The 13,785-nt window shown below is 71.1% G+C and carries 13 protein-coding genes; 1 reads left to right on the forward strand and 12 read right to left on the reverse strand.

The window, feature by feature from the left end; all coding sequences use genetic code 11:
* Nucleotides 1-54: 54 nt before the first annotated feature.
* Nucleotides 55-1,284, forward strand: coding sequence for a DUF349 domain-containing protein (locus ACFYOJ_RS09735; protein WP_356554014.1), 1,230 nt, complete (start codon nt 55-57; stop codon nt 1,282-1,284).
* 77 nt (nt 1,285-1,361) lie between these two features.
* Here ACFYOJ_RS09735 and relA read toward each other — a convergent pair whose 3' ends face one another.
* The 12 genes from relA to ACFYOJ_RS09795 form a co-directional block, all read right to left on the reverse strand.
* Nucleotides 1,362-3,905 (reverse strand): GTP pyrophosphokinase, encoded by a 2,544-nt coding sequence (relA, locus tag ACFYOJ_RS09740; RefSeq protein WP_356554013.1) that lies wholly within the window; start codon nt 3,903-3,905, stop codon nt 1,362-1,364.
* Nucleotides 3,906-4,081: 176 nt separating this feature from the next.
* Nucleotides 4,082-4,621 (reverse strand): adenine phosphoribosyltransferase, encoded by a 540-nt coding sequence (locus ACFYOJ_RS09745; RefSeq protein ID WP_356554011.1) that lies wholly within the window; start codon nt 4,619-4,621, stop codon nt 4,082-4,084.
* A complete protein-coding gene (secF, locus tag ACFYOJ_RS09750) occupies nt 4,618-5,739 on the reverse strand; it encodes a protein translocase subunit SecF (protein ID WP_356554009.1) in 1,122 nt (373 codons plus the stop codon). Before secF ends, ACFYOJ_RS09745 begins: the two co-directional genes overlap by 4 nt.
* 3 nt (nt 5,740-5,742) lie before the next feature.
* Nucleotides 5,743-7,521 (reverse strand): protein translocase subunit SecD, encoded by a 1,779-nt coding sequence (secD, locus tag ACFYOJ_RS09755; RefSeq protein ID WP_356554007.1) that lies wholly within the window; start codon nt 7,519-7,521, stop codon nt 5,743-5,745.
* Nucleotides 7,522-7,652: 131 nt separating this feature from the next.
* A complete protein-coding gene (yajC, locus tag ACFYOJ_RS09760) occupies nt 7,653-8,144 on the reverse strand; it encodes a preprotein translocase subunit YajC (protein ID WP_356554006.1) in 492 nt (163 codons plus the stop codon).
* A gap of 176 nt (nt 8,145-8,320) precedes the next feature.
* Nucleotides 8,321-9,394: a Holliday junction branch migration DNA helicase RuvB gene (gene ruvB, locus ACFYOJ_RS09765; protein WP_356554004.1), complete on the reverse strand. Its 1,074-nt coding sequence runs from the start codon at nt 9,392-9,394 to the stop codon at nt 8,321-8,323.
* A gap of 27 nt (nt 9,395-9,421) precedes the next feature.
* Complete coding sequence (gene ruvA, locus ACFYOJ_RS09770) at nt 9,422-10,027, reverse strand: Holliday junction branch migration protein RuvA (RefSeq protein WP_356554002.1); 606 nt, start codon at nt 10,025-10,027, stop codon at nt 9,422-9,424.
* The gene (gene ruvC, locus ACFYOJ_RS09775; protein WP_356554073.1) at nt 10,024-10,584 is read right to left on the reverse strand and encodes a crossover junction endodeoxyribonuclease RuvC; all 561 of its coding nucleotides are present in this window, start codon (nt 10,582-10,584) and stop codon (nt 10,024-10,026) included. The genes ruvA and ruvC overlap by 4 nt, the downstream gene beginning before the upstream one ends.
* A gap of 116 nt (nt 10,585-10,700) precedes the next feature.
* Entirely contained in the window at nt 10,701-11,453 is a 753-nt protein-coding gene (locus ACFYOJ_RS09780) for a YebC/PmpR family DNA-binding transcriptional regulator (RefSeq protein WP_356554000.1), read from the reverse strand.
* A 47-nt stretch (nt 11,454-11,500) separates the two neighbouring features.
* Nucleotides 11,501-12,109 carry a pyridoxal 5'-phosphate synthase glutaminase subunit PdxT gene (pdxT, locus tag ACFYOJ_RS09785; protein ID WP_356553998.1) on the reverse strand — a complete coding sequence of 203 codons (609 nt, stop codon included), beginning with the start codon at nt 12,107-12,109 and terminating at the stop codon, nt 11,501-11,503.
* A 12-nt stretch (nt 12,110-12,121) separates the two neighbouring features.
* Entirely contained in the window at nt 12,122-13,033 is a 912-nt protein-coding gene (gene pdxS / locus ACFYOJ_RS09790; RefSeq protein ID WP_356553996.1) for a pyridoxal 5'-phosphate synthase lyase subunit PdxS, read from the reverse strand.
* 168 nt (nt 13,034-13,201) lie between these two features.
* Nucleotides 13,202-13,744 carry a hypothetical protein gene (locus ACFYOJ_RS09795; RefSeq protein ID WP_356553994.1) on the reverse strand — a complete coding sequence of 181 codons (543 nt, stop codon included), beginning with the start codon at nt 13,742-13,744 and terminating at the stop codon, nt 13,202-13,204.
* Nucleotides 13,745-13,785 lie beyond the last annotated feature (41 nt).

A 13,785-nucleotide genomic window follows, 5' to 3' on the forward strand; every position in this document is an offset into this window, starting at 1 on the left:
GACGATGCCCGGGGGCGACAGAGCCCTCCGCGGGCATCATGTGGAGGAGGCGCTGTGAGCAGCGACCCGTGGGGCCGCGTCGACGAGACGGGGACCGTGTACGTGCGTACGGCCGACGGCGAGAAGGTCGTCGGTTCCTGGCAGGCAGGCTCCCCCGAGGAGGCGCTGGCCTATTTCGAGCGCAAGTACGAGGGCCTGGTTGTCGAGATCGGCCTCCTCGAGAAGCGAGTGAAGACCACCGACCTGTCGTCGAAGGACGCCCTGGCCGCCGTGGAGCACCTGCGCGAGCAGGTCGACGCGCACCACGCGGTCGGTGACCTGGAGGCGCTGCGGGCCCGGCTGGACAAGCTCGTCGAGCTGGTGGAGAAGCGCCGCGAGGAGCGCAAGGCTCAGCGGGCCAGGCAGTCCGACGAGGCGCGGAGCGCCAAGGAGGCGCTGGTCGCCGAGGCCGAGGAACTGGCGCGGTCCGACCAGTGGCGGGCGGCCGGTGAGCGGCTGCGGTCGCTGGTGGACACCTGGAAGGGGCTGCCGCGCCTGGACCGCAAGTCCGACGACGAGCTGTGGCACCGCTTCTCGCATGCGCGCTCGGCGTTCTCCAAGCGCCGCAAGCAGCACTTCGCGCAGCTGGACGCGCAGCGCGAGGAGGCCCGCCGGATCAAGGAACGGCTGGTCGCCGAGGCCGAGGCGCTGTCGAACTCGACGGACTGGGGTCCGACGGCGGCGCGATACCGCGATCTGATGTCCGAGTGGAAGGCAGCGGGCCGCGCCCAGCGCGAGCACGAGGACGCCCTGTGGAACCGCTTCCGCGGCGCCCAGGACGTCTTCTTCGCCGCCCGCAGCTCGGTCTTCGCCGAACGGGACGCGGAGCAGGCGGAGAACCTCAAGCTCAAGGAGGAACTGGCCGCGGAGGCGGAGAAGATCCTCCCGGTCACGGACCTCAAGGCCGCCCGCGCCGCGTTCCGCTCGCTCAACGAGCGCTGGGAGGCCATCGGCCATGTGCCGCGCGACGCCCGGCCGAAGGTCGAGGGCCGGATGCACGCCGTGGAGCGGGCGATCCAGGAGGCCGAGGAGGCGGAGTGGCGCCGGACCAACCCGGAGGCACGTGCGCGCGCCGAGGGTCTGACCGGTCAGCTCCAGGCCGCGGTGGACAAGCTGCGCTCCCAGATCGAGCAGGCGCGCGCCCAGGGCAACAACGCCAAGGCCGACAAGCTCCAGCGGGAGCTGGACGGCCGGCAGGCGCTGCTGGACCAGGCCCTGAAGGGCCTGCAGGAGTTCGGCGGCTGACGCGCAGGTGAGAGGGGCTCCCGTACGGTGCGTACGGGAGCCCCTCTCGCATGTGCCGCGCCGTCCGGTCCGCGGGCCTACGACGGCCTGCGCGCCGACGTCACCCGGTACACGTCGTACACGCCCTCCACGCCCCGTACGGCCTTCAGGACGTGCCCGAGGTGTTTCGGATCGCCCATCTCGAAGGTGAAGCGGGAGGTCGCCACGCGGTCGCGGGAGGTCTGGACGGCCGCGGAGAGGATGTTGACGTGCTGGTCGGAGAGCACGCGGGTGACGTCCGACAGCAGCCGGGAGCGGTCCAGCGCCTCGACCTGAATGGCGACCAGGAAGACCGAGGACTGGGTGGGCGCCCACTCCACGTCGAGGATGCGCTCGGGCTCGCGGGAGAGCGAGTCCACGTTCACACAGTCGCTGCGGTGGACCGACACACCGCTGCCACGGGTGACGAAGCCGATGATCGGGTCACCGGGGACGGGCGTGCAGCAGCGGGCCAGTTTGACCCACACGTCCTCGACGCCCTTGACGACGACGCCCGGGTCGGCGCTGGCACGGCGCTTGCGGCCGCGACCGCGCGAGGGCGGTACCGACTCGTCGATCTCCTCGGTGGCGGCCTCCTCGCCGCCGAGCGCCTGGACCAGCTTCTGCACGATGTTCTGCGCGGAGACGTGCCCCTCGCCGATCGCCGCGTACAGCGCGGAGATGTCCGAGTAGCGCATCTCGTGCGCGAGCGTGACCAGGGAGTCGCCGGTGAGGATGCGCTGGATCGGCAGGTTCTGCTTGCGCATGGCGCGGACGATGGCGTCCTTGCCCTGCTCGATCGCCTCGTCGCGGCGTTCCTTGGAGAACCAGCCGCGGATCTTGTTGCGGGCCCGCGGGGACTTGACGAAGCCGAGCCAGTCGCGGGAGGGGCCGGCGCCGGCCGCCTTGGAGGTGAAGACCTCCACCAGGTCGCCGTTGTCCAGCGTGGACTCCAGCGGGACGAGGCGTCCGTTGACGCGTGCCCCTATGGTCCGGTGACCGACCTCGGTGTGGACGGCGTAGGCGAAGTCCACGGGGGTGGCCCCGGCGGGGAGCGCTATGACGTCGCCCTTGGGGGTGAAGACGAAGACCTCGTTGCGGGACAGGTCGAAGCGCAGGGACTCGAGGAACTCGCCGGGGTCCTCGGTCTCCTTCTGCCAGTCCAGCAGCTGGCGCAGCCACGCCATGTCGTTGAGGTGGTCGTCCTTGCCCTTGCCCGTCGTCCTGGGCGCGTCCGTACGGATCTTGGAGGCGCCGGCGACGGCCTCCTGCTTGTACTTCCAGTGCGCGGCGATGCCGTACTCGGCGCGGCGGTGCATGTCGAAGGTGCGGATCTGCAGCTCGACCGGCTTGCCGCCCGGCCCGATGACCGTCGTGTGCAGCGACTGGTACATGTTGAACTTGGGCATCGCGATGTAGTCCTTGAACCGCCCCGGAACCGGGTTCCAGCGGGCGTGGACCGTACCGAGCGCCGCGTAGCAGTCGCGGACGGTGTCCACCAGGACGCGGATGCCCACCAGGTCGTAGATCTCCGCGAAGTCACGGCCGCGGACGATCATCTTCTGGTAGACGCTGTAGTAGTGCTTGGGGCGGCCGGTGACGGTCGCCTTGATGCGGGCCGCGCGCAGGTCCTGCTGGACCTCGTCGGTGACGACGGCGAGGTACTCGTCGCGCTTGGGGGCGCGCTCGGCGACCAGGCGGACGATCTCGTCGTACATCTTGGGGTAGAGGATCGCGAAGGCGAGGTCCTCCAGCTCCCACTTGATGGTGTTCATGCCCAGGCGGTGGGCGAGCGGCGCGTAGATCTCCAGGGTCTCGCGCGCCTTCTTCTCCTGCTTCTCGCGCTTGAGGTAGCGCATGGTGCGCATGTTGTGCAGGCGGTCGGCGAGCTTGATGACCAGGACGCGGGGGTCCTTGGCCATGGCGACGACCATCTTGCGCACGGTCTCGGCCTGGGCGGCCTCGCCGAACTTGACCTTGTCCAGCTTGGTGACGCCGTCGACGAGCAGGGCGACGACGTCGCCGAAGTCACGGCGCAGGTCCTCCAGGCCGTACTCGGTGTCCTCGACGGTGTCGTGCAGCAGGCCGGCCATCAGCGTGGCCGGGTCCATGCCGAGTTCGGCGAGGATGGTGGTGACGGCGAGGGGGTGCGTGATGTACGGGTCGCCGCTCTTGCGCTTCTGGCCGCGGTGCCAGCGCTCGGCGACCTGGTAGGCGCGTTCGATCTGGCGCAGGGTCGCGGTCTCGATCTTGGGGTCGTTGCTGCGCACTATCCGCAGCAGGGGCTCCAGGACCGGGTTGTACGGGTTGGCGCGCTGCACGCCGAGGCGGGCGAGGCGGGCGCGGACGCGGTTGGAGGAACCGGAGCGCGCCGGCTGGCCGGCGGGGGCGCGGACCACGGGGGCGTTGCGTTCGCGCTCGGGCGGCGTGGGCGGCTTGGGGCCCGGCTGCTGCCCGGCGGGCTTGTCGACGGGCGCGGCCGGGGCGTGCTGGATCGGCCCGCGGGTGTCGTTCTTCGCCTGCGGCCCGCTCGGCGCGGGCTTCGCCGCGGCCGAGGCGGACTCGGGCTTGGCGGCGGTCAGTGGCTGGGCCTCGTCTGGCAAGAGGACTCCTCGTGCGCGATCCGGGTCCCCCGGTCAGGCTCCGGAAACCCCATGGTAGCGATCCTGCGCCCGGGGATCGCCTTCAGGCCGATGTGGAAGGGACCCTCGACGGGGAAACACCGGAGGCGGGCGCCGGATTCCTCCGGGCCCGCCTCGGGGTGCGGCGCGGGGCCGCGTCAGACGGTGAGCAGCGCCTCCAGCGGGGCGCCGGCCAGTGCGGGCACGAGCCGGGCGCGGCCGTCGAGGAAGCCCAGCTCCATCAGCACGGCGAGGCCCGCGACCTGGGCGCCGGCCCTGCGGATGAGCTGGACGGCGGCCTCGGCGGTGCCTCCGGTGGCGAGGACGTCGTCGACGATCAGCACGCGGTCGTCGGCGTCCAGGTCCTCGGCGTGCACCTCGATCTCGGCCGATCCGTACTCCAGGTCGTAGGCCTGGCCGAGGGTGGCTCCGGGCAGCTTGCCCGCCTTGCGGACGGGGACGAAGCCGAGGCCGGCCCGCAGGGCGACCGGGGCGCCCAGGATGAAGCCCCGTGCCTCCAGACCGACGACCTTGGTGGCACCGGTGCGCCCGGCGACCTCGGCGAGGGCGTCGGTGAGCGCGGTGAACGCCGCCGGGTCGGCCAGCAGCGGGGTGATGTCCTTGAACACCACGCCCGGCTCCGGGTAGTCGGCGACGTCCCGGATACGGCTGAGCAGCAGCTCCTGGATGTCGGTCATCGGCGCTTCCCCGAGGGTCGGCCGCGGCCCCGGCTGCGGGACGCGGGCTGGTTGCGGGGACCGGCCACCGCTGCCGCGGCGCCCTCGGGCTCGTCCTCGGCGTACGGCCCGCCGGTGACCGGTGCCTCCTCCGGCTCGCCGTTGGCGGCGATCTGGGCGCGCTTGGCGAGGACGCGCTTCTTGAGGGACTTCATCCGCGGTTCGGCCTCCTTGAGGTCGGCGACCAGCGGTGTGGCGATGAAGATCGAGGAGTACGCGCCGGCCGCGAGGCCCACGAACAGCGACAGCGAGATGTCGTTGAGCATGCCCGCGCCGAGGACACCGCCGCCGATGAACAGCAGGCCGCCCACCGGCAGCAGCGCGACCACCGTGGTGTTGACGGAGCGGACCAGGGTGCTGTTGATCGACCGGTTGGCGATCTCGCTGTAGGTCCAGCGGGTCTGCTTGGTGATGTCCTTCGTCTGCTCCTTGAGGCTGTCGAAGACGACGACCGTGTCGTAGAGCGAGTAACCGAGGATCGTGAGCAGACCGATCACCGTGCCCGGTGTGACCTCGAAGCCTACGAGGGCGTAGATGCCGACCGTGATGGTGATGTCGTGGATCAGCGCGATGAACGCGGCGAGCGCCATGCGCCACTCGAAGGCGATCGCCAGGTAGATCACGACGAGGACCATGAAGATCGCCAGGCCCTGCCAGGCCTTGTTCGCGATCTGGTCGCCCCAGCTGGGGCCGACCAGGTCGGCGTTGATCTTCTCCGCGTCGACCTTCAGGTCCTTGGAGAGGTCGTCCTTGATCTGGTCCGACTTGGCCGTGTCGATGCCCGCGATCTGGATGCGCAGGCTGCCGTCGCCGAGCTTCTGGACGATGGCGTCGTGGCCGGAGGCCTCTTCCGCGTACGACTCGGCCTGGGAGACCGAGGCGCTCATGTTCTTCGGGGTGGTGAAGACCGCACCGCCCTGGAACTCGATGCCCATGTGCAGACCGCGCACCGCCAGGCCGACGATGGCCGTGATGGTGATCAGGATGGAGATGCCGTACCAGATCTTGCGGTTCTTGATGAAGTCGTAGCCGACCTCGCCATGGTGCAGCCGGGCGCCGAGCTTGCCGAGCTTCGACATCTCTCACGCCTCCTTCGGTTCGACGGGGCCGGCGGACGGACGGCGGGTGCGGCGCAGCGGCGGCTTGGCACCCAGGCTCTTCGGGTCGAGGCCGGACCACTTGTGGCCGCTCGCGAAGAACTTGCGGCGGGCCATGAGCTGGAGCAGCGGCTTGGTGAAGAAGAACACCACCACCACGTCGAGCAGCGTGGTCAGACCCAGCGTGAACGCGAAGCCCTGGACCTTGCCGACGGTGACGATGAAGAGCACCGCGGCGGCGAGGAACGACACGAAGTCGGAGACCAGGATGGTGCGCCGGGCACGCGGCCAGCCGCGTTCGACCGCGGGACGCAGCGAGCGGCCCTCACGGATCTCGTCGCGGACGCGTTCGAAGAACACGATGAACGAGTCCGCCGTGATGCCGATGGCGACGATGGCTCCGCACACGGCCGGCAGGTTCAGCGCGAAGCCGATGGTCGGGCCGAGCAGGGACATGATCACGTAGGTGAGTCCGGCGGACACCAGCAGCGAGGCGATGGCGATGAACGACAGGCCGCGGTAGTAGACCAGCAGGTAGAGGACGACCAGCGCGAGGCCGATGGCGCCGGCGATCAGGCCGGCCTGCAGCTGCTCACCGCCGAGCGCGGCGGTGACGGTGGTGACGCTGTCCTCCTTGAAGGTCAGCGGCAGGGCGCCGTAGGACAGCATGTTGGCGAGGCTCTGAGCCTCTTCCTGGCCGAAGCTGCCGGAGATCTCCGCGTTGCCGCCGGTCAGGGCCTGGCTGACGTAGGGGTCGGAGACGACCTCGTTGTCCAGGACGATGGCGAACTGGTTCTGCGGGGTCTGGTTCCGGGCCAGCTTGCCGGTGATGTCCGCGAACTTCTTGGCGCCGGAGTCCGTGAACTTCATCGTGACGGTCCAGCCGGCGGCCGTCTGCGTGTTGAAGACGGCGTCGGCCTTGTCGACGTCGGTGCCGTCGACCGCGGCGGGGCCGAGGATGTACTTCTGCCACTGGCCCTGCGCGTTCTGGCCGCAGGCCACCGTCGAGTCGCCGGGCTTGGCACCGTCGCCGGCCTTGGCGCGGGCCGACTCGTCCGTGCAGTCGAGCGCCGCGTACTGGGCCTGGAGCGCGGCGGTCGCGTCGTCGCCGGAGGCACTGGCGCTCGGGGACGGGGCGGCGGTGCCGGAGGGCTTGCCGGAGGCGGAGGGGCTGGGGTCGGCCTTCAGGGCGTCGGTGAGCGCACGGCCCTGGGAGGTGGCGCCGGGCGAGGCGGAGCCGGACGGGGACGAGCCGGCCTTGTCCGGCTCGGTCGCCTTGTCGGTGGCCGTGCCGGTCGCCTTGTCACCGGCGCTGCCGGAGGCGCTCGGCGCGGGGCTGGCGGTCCCCGCGGGGCCGGAGAGTTCGGTGGCGACGACCGGGCGGAAGTAGAGCTTGGCGGTGGTGCCGACCTGGGCCCGGGCTTCCTTGGAGTTGGTGCCCTTGGGGATGTTGACGATGATGTTCCGGTCGCCCTGGGTCTGCACCTCGGCCTCGGAGACACCCAGACCGTTGACGCGGCGGTTCATGATGTCGACCGCGGTGTCCATGTTGGTCTTGTTGATCGCCGACTCCTGGCCGGCCTCGGGGACCGCCCGGAGCGTGATGCTCGTTCCGCCGGCGAGGTCGATACCGAGACGCGGAGTCGTGTGTCCGGAGGCGAACATGCCTCCCGTGAGCGCGGCGACGACGATCACGATCAGGGCCAGCGAGCGCCCGGGCTTGCTCTGGACGCTCGCGTTCTTTCCCTTTTTAGGTGCTACCACCTGTTCGTACTCCCTCTCGGGCCGCCGCACGCCGGGTCGGCGCACGGACGGCCATCACATGGTGTGGAGATCCGCGCGAGCCGCGCGTCGCGCGGGGTGCACGCGAACCGACCGCGCACCCCGGGACCCGGCTACTTCGCCTCGGAGCCGCCGTCGGACTTCTTCGACTGCTCGTCCGTCTTCGCCTCGGCGGTCGTGGCGTCGGCCGTCGGCTCGTCGGCCACGTCCTTCTTGCCGAGGTCGACGGGCTTGTCGTCGGAGTCGTCGGCGGAGGCACCGGTCTCGGTGAGGGAGGAGACATCGTCCGGGACGGTCTCGGCGTCGGACTTCAGGTCGTGCTCGATGCCGTGGACGATGCGGTTGTACTCGTCGTCGCTGAGGACGGCACCGATCGAGTTCTTCGCGAAGAGCAGCTCGACGCCCGGGCCGGCGTCGAGGAGGACCGTGTCCTCGTTGACCTCCTTGACCGTGGCGTACATGCCCCCGATGGTGCGGACACCGGAACCGGGCTGCATCTGGTTCCGCATGTCGATGGCCTGCTGCTGCTTCTTCTTCGCCGACCGGGTCATCAGGAACATGGCCCCGATGAGCACGATGAACGGGAGGAGGGTCACGAGACTCACGGGTCGGTACTTCCTTCACACGACCGCAGATGGCGAGCGGCCTGATGGTTGGGGGTGTGTGCGCCGCCGGCAGGGGCGGCATCGGCGGAGTCTAAGCGAGTCCGCGCGCAGGGAACAACGCTCAGCATGGCACTGGGGTTCCTGCCACGGCCAATGTGCCTGCCGTGACGGGGACGTCACGTCCCGAACAGGTCCTGTTGTCCGTTTCCGGAGGACTGCGCGTGCGGCGGGGTCAGGCCGAGGTGCGCCCATGCGGCGGGGGTGGCCACCCGTCCGCGGGGGGTGCGGGCGAGCAGACCCTCCCGGACGAGGAAGGGTTCGGCCACCTCTTCCACTGTCTCACGCTCCTCCCCCACGGCGACGGCGAGCGTGGACAGGCCGACCGGGCCGCCGCCGAACAGTCCGAGCAGGGCCTGCAGCACGGCCCGGTCGAGGCGGTCCAGGCCGCGGGCGTCGACCTCGTAGACGGCGAGGGCGGCGGCGGCGATCTCCTGCGTGATCCGGCCGTCGGCCTTGACCTGGGCGTAGTCGCGGACGCGGCGCAGCAGGCGGTTGGCGATGCGGGGGGTGCCGCGGGAGCGGCCGGCGATCTCGGCGGCGCCGGCCGGGTCGATCTCGACGTCGAGCAGTCCGGCCGAGCGGTGCACGACGCGTTCCAGCTCGGCCGGTCCGTAGAACTCCATGTGCGCGGTGAAGCCGAAGCGGTCGCGCAGCGGGGGCGGCAGCAGGCCCGCGCGTGTGGTGGCGCCGACCAGGGTGAAGGGGGGCAGTTCGAGCGGGATGGCGGTGGCTCCCGGGCCCTTGCCGACGATGACGTCGACGCGGAAGTCCTCCATCGCCATGTAGAGCATCTCCTCGGCGGGCCGCGACATGCGGTGGATCTCGTCGAGGAAGAGCACCTCGCCCTCCTGGAGGGAGGAGAGGATCGCGGCGAGGTCGCCGGCGTGCTGGATGGCGGGCCCGGAGGTGATGCGGATGGGGGCGCCCATCTCGGCCGCGATGATCATCGAGAGGGTGGTCTTGCCGAGGCCGGGGGCGCCGGAGAGCAGAACGTGGTCGGCGGTGGCCCCGCGGGCGCGGGCGGCGCGCAGGACGAGGTCGAGCTGCTCGCGGACCTTCTCCTGGCCGATGAACTCGCCCAGGTCCTTGGGGCGCAGGGCCGCCTCCACGGCCTGGTCCTCGCCGTCGGCGACCGAGTCCACCAGCCGTTCCCCCGCGGCCTCGGTGTCGGTCGTGTCGTCCCAGTTCATGAGGTGTGCCTCGGTTTTCGCTACGGGCTATCGGGCGCGGTTCAGTGTCTGCAGGGCGGCCTTGAGCAGCTGCCCCACCTGGGGCGTGCCGCCGGCGGCCTCCGCCTGGGGCGCCACGGCGGACACGGCCTCGTCGGCCTCCCGGGTCGCGTACCCGAGACCGATGAGGGCGGCGTGCAGCTGGTCGCGCCAGCCGGCGCCGGCCGGGGCGCCGACGGCGGGAGCGCCGACCGGTTCGCCGAGGCGGTCCTTCAGTTCCAGCAGGAGCTTCTGGGCGCCCTTCCTGCCGATGCCGGGAACGGCGGTCAGCGCCTTCTCGTCGCCGGTGGAGACGGCTCTGCGCAGGGCGTCGGGGCGGTGCACGGCGAGCATCGCCTGGGCCAGGCGGGGGCCGACGCCGCTGGCGGTCTGGAGCAGTTCGAAGACCTGGCGTTCGTCGTCGTCGGCGAAGCCGTACAGGGTCAGGGAGTCCTCGCGGACGACGAGGGAGGTGGCGAGCTTGGCGGGCTTGCCGACGCGGAGGGCGGAGAGCGTGTTCGGCGTGCACTGGACGGCCATGCCGACCCCGCCGACCTCGACCACCGCGGTGTCGGGGGCGAGGGCGGCGACCGTGCCGCTGACGAAGGCGATCATGCCGTACGGCCTTTCGTTGCCCGGGGGGTCCGGGAGGGGGTGGTGGAGGTGTGCCGGGCCACGGCCTGCTGGAGCCGGTTCTGCGCGGGGGCGCGCCAGATGTGGCAGATGGCGAGGGCGAGGGCGTCGGCGGCGTCGGCGGGTCTGGGGGGCGCGGACAGCCGCAGCAGGCGGGTGACCATGGCGCCCACCTGGGCCTTGTCGGCGCGTCCGCTGCCGGTGACGGCGGCCTTGACCTCGCTGGGGGTGTGCAGGGCGACGGGGATGCCGCGCCGGGAGGCGCACAGGATGGCGACGGCGCTGGCCTGGGCGGTGCCCATCACGGTACGGACGTTGTGCTGGCTGAAGACGCGCTCCACGGCGACGAACTCCGGCCGGTGCTCGTCCAGCCACTGTTCGATGCCCTGCTCGACGGCGACGAGGCGGTGGCCGAGGTCGGCGTCGGCGGGGGTGCGGACGACGCCGACGCCGAGCATGGTCAGCGGCCTGCCCGCGACGCCCTCGACGACACCGATGCCGCAGCGGGTCAGCCCCGGGTCCACCCCCAGTACGCGCACGTCCACGCCTTCCCTCGATCACCTGTTTGTGCAGGCTATCGGGTACCACCGACAACGGCGGCGGGCCGGGGGACGTGTCCCTCCGGCCCGCCGGGATGCCATCGCGCGTGCGGGCGCTACGCGTCGACCTTCTCCATGACCTCGTCGCTGACGTCGAAGTTGGCGAAGACGTTCTGCACGTCGTCGCTGTCCTCCAGCGCGTCGATCAGCTTGAAGATCTTGCGGGCGCCCTCCTCGTCGAGCTCGACCTGCATGGTCGGGACGAAGTTGGCGTCGGCGGACTCGTAGTCGATGCCGGCGTCCTGGAGGGCGGTGCGGACCGCGACCAGGTCGGTGGCCTCGCTGATGACCTCGAAGGTCTCGCCGAGGTCGTTGACCTCCTCGGCGCCCGCGTCCAGGACGGCGCCGAGCACGTCGTCCTCGGTCAGCTCGCCCTTGGGGACGATCACGACGCCCTTGCGGTTGAACAGGTACGACACCGAACCCGGGTCGGCCATGGAGCCGCCGTTGCGGGTCATGGCGACGCGGACGTCGGAGGCGGCGCGGTTGCGGTTGTCGGTGAGGCACTCGATGAGCACCGCGACACCGTTGGGGCCGTAACCCTCGTACATGATCGTCTCGTAGTCGGCGCCACCGGCCTCCAGGCCGGCGCCGCGCTTGACCGCGGAGTCGATGTTCTTGTTGGGGACCGACTGCTTCTTCGCCTTCTGGATGGCGTCGTACAGCGTCGGGTTGCCTTCGGGGTCGGCGCCCCCCATGCGGGCCGCGACCTCGATGTTCTTGATCAGCTTCGCGAAGAGCTTGCCGCGCTTGGCATCGATGACGGCCTTCTTGTGCTTCGTCGTGGCCCATTTAGAGTGGCCGGACATCTGCCTGTCTCCTTCGCGTAACCCGTCTTTGTACGAACGGAGGAATCCTACAAGGACCCCGGGGCCCCGTTCGCGCGCACCATGTCGGCGAAGAGGCGGTGGACGCGGTGGTCGCCGGTCAGCTCCGGGTGGAACGAGGTGGCCAGCGCGTTGCCCTGGCGGACGGCGACGATGTGGCCGTCGTGCTCGGCGAGCACCTCGGCACCGGCGCCCACGGACTCGACCCAGGGGGCGCGGATGAAGACGCCCTCCACGGGGCCGCCCTCGACGCCCTCGACGCCGACGGCCGCCTCGAAGGACTCGTTCTGCCGTCCGAAGGCGTTGCGGCGCACGATCATGTCGATGCCGCCGACCGTCTCCTGGCCGGAGCGCGGGTCGAGGATCTTGTCGGCGAGCAGGATCAGGCCGGCGCAGGTGCCGTAGACCGGCATGCCGTCCCGCACCCGTGCGCGCAGGGGCTCCATCACGCCGAAGAGGACGGCCAGTTTGGAGATGGTGGTGGACTCGCCGCCGGGCAGCACGAGGCCGTCGACCCCGGCGAGTTCCTCGGGGCGCCTCACCGGCCTGGCCACGGCGTCGGCCGCGGCCAGGGCGACGAGGTGCTCCCGTACGTCGCCCTGGAGGGCCAGGACGCCGATGACGGGGGTGTCGCTCATGGGATCGGTGCCTTACCAGCCGCGGTTGGCGTAGCGCTCGGTCTCGGGGAGGGTGTCGCAGTTGATGCCGACCATGGCCTCGCCGAGGTTGCGGGACGCGTCCGCGATGATCTTCGGGTCGTCGTAGAAGGTGGTGGCCTTCACGATGGCGGCGGCGCGCTTGGCGGGGTCGCCGGACTTGAAGATGCCGGAGCCGACGAAGACGCCCTCGGCGCCGAGCTGGCGCATCAGCGCGGCGTCGGCGGGGGTGGCGACACCGCCGGCGGAGAAGAGGACCACCGGGAGCTTGCCCAGCTCGGCGACCTCCTTGACCAGCTCGTACGGGGCGCGCAGCTCCTTGGCGGCGGCGTACAGCTCGTTGTTGTCGTATCCGCGCAGCCGGGCGATCTCGTTCTTGATCTGGCGCAGGTGGCGGACGGCCTCGACGACGTTGCCGGTGCCGGCCTCGCCCTTGGAGCGGATCATGGCCGCGCCCTCGGCGATGCGGCGCAGGGCCTCACCGAGGTTGGTGGCACCGCAGACGAAGGGGGTGGTGAAGGCCCACTTGTCGGAGTGGTTGACCTCGTCGGCCGGGGTGAGGACCTCGGACTCGTCGATGTAGTCGACGCCGAGGGACTGCAGGACCTGGGCCTCGACGAAGTGGCCGATGCGGGACTTGGCCATCACGGGGATCGAGACGGCGTCGATGATGCCCTCGATCATGTCTGGGTCGGACATGCGGGCCACGCCGCCGTCCTTGCGGATGTCGGCGGGGACGCGCTCCAGGGCCATGACGGCGACGGCGCCCGCGTCCTCGGCGATCTTCGCCTGCTCGGGCGTGACGACGTCCATGATCACGCCGCCCTTGAGCTGCTCGGCCATGCCGCGCTTCACGCGGGCGGTGCCGGTCTCGGGGGCCTGGTTTTCGGAGAGCGTGCTGGACACGGGTACCTCGCTGGTGAGAAAGAGGAGTTGCTGCAGCACTGAGGAAACGCGACGGGAGCAGGCCACAGCAAGGGCCAATAGGCAGCCGGTGGCTCCTTTTGGGGGCCGGTGTCCGAGGGGTGGCGGGCGGAAGGCCGCGCCGGTGGCCCCGGCGGGCGGCCCTCCCCGTCAGGTGGCCCGGTCGACCAGGGCCGCCGGCGGCTCGTCGTCCATCTCGAAGGCCAGCGGGAACGGGGCGTGCCCGGCGAGCCGGAACCAGCGGACCTTGCGGTGCTCACGCAGCCTGCGTGCGCCCCCCACCGCGTCGTTGTGGAAACGCCGGGCCATCGGTACCCGGCGCACCGCCTCGGCCAGTTCGCGGGCCGCCTCCTCGCCGCCGGGGGCCTCGCGCAGGGCGTCCACCTGGAGCTGGTCGGCGAACACGGCCCGCAGGGCCTGGCTCAGCTCGCTCTCGGCGACCTCCCGCTGTTCCTCCTCCGCCTGCCGGGCGGCGTGCGCGGCCTCGTACAGCACGATGGAGGCGGCAGGGTCCAGCACACCCGAGGTGGCCAGCTCCTGGGCCACGGAGGCCCTGCGCAGCAGCTGGGCGTCGAGCGCGGCACGGGCGGCGTCGATGCGGGCGTGCAGACGGTCCAGCCGGCCCGCCGTCCAGCTCAGGTACAGGCCGATCGCGATGAGGACGACCAGGATCCAGATGAGGGTGGGAGTCACGGGCGGCAACCCTACGGGAGCGCTCCGCGGGACGGGGCGGG

This window comes from Streptomyces sp. NPDC006384 (assembly GCF_042870695.1).
GTDB lineage: Bacteria > Actinomycetota > Actinomycetes > Streptomycetales > Streptomycetaceae > Streptomyces.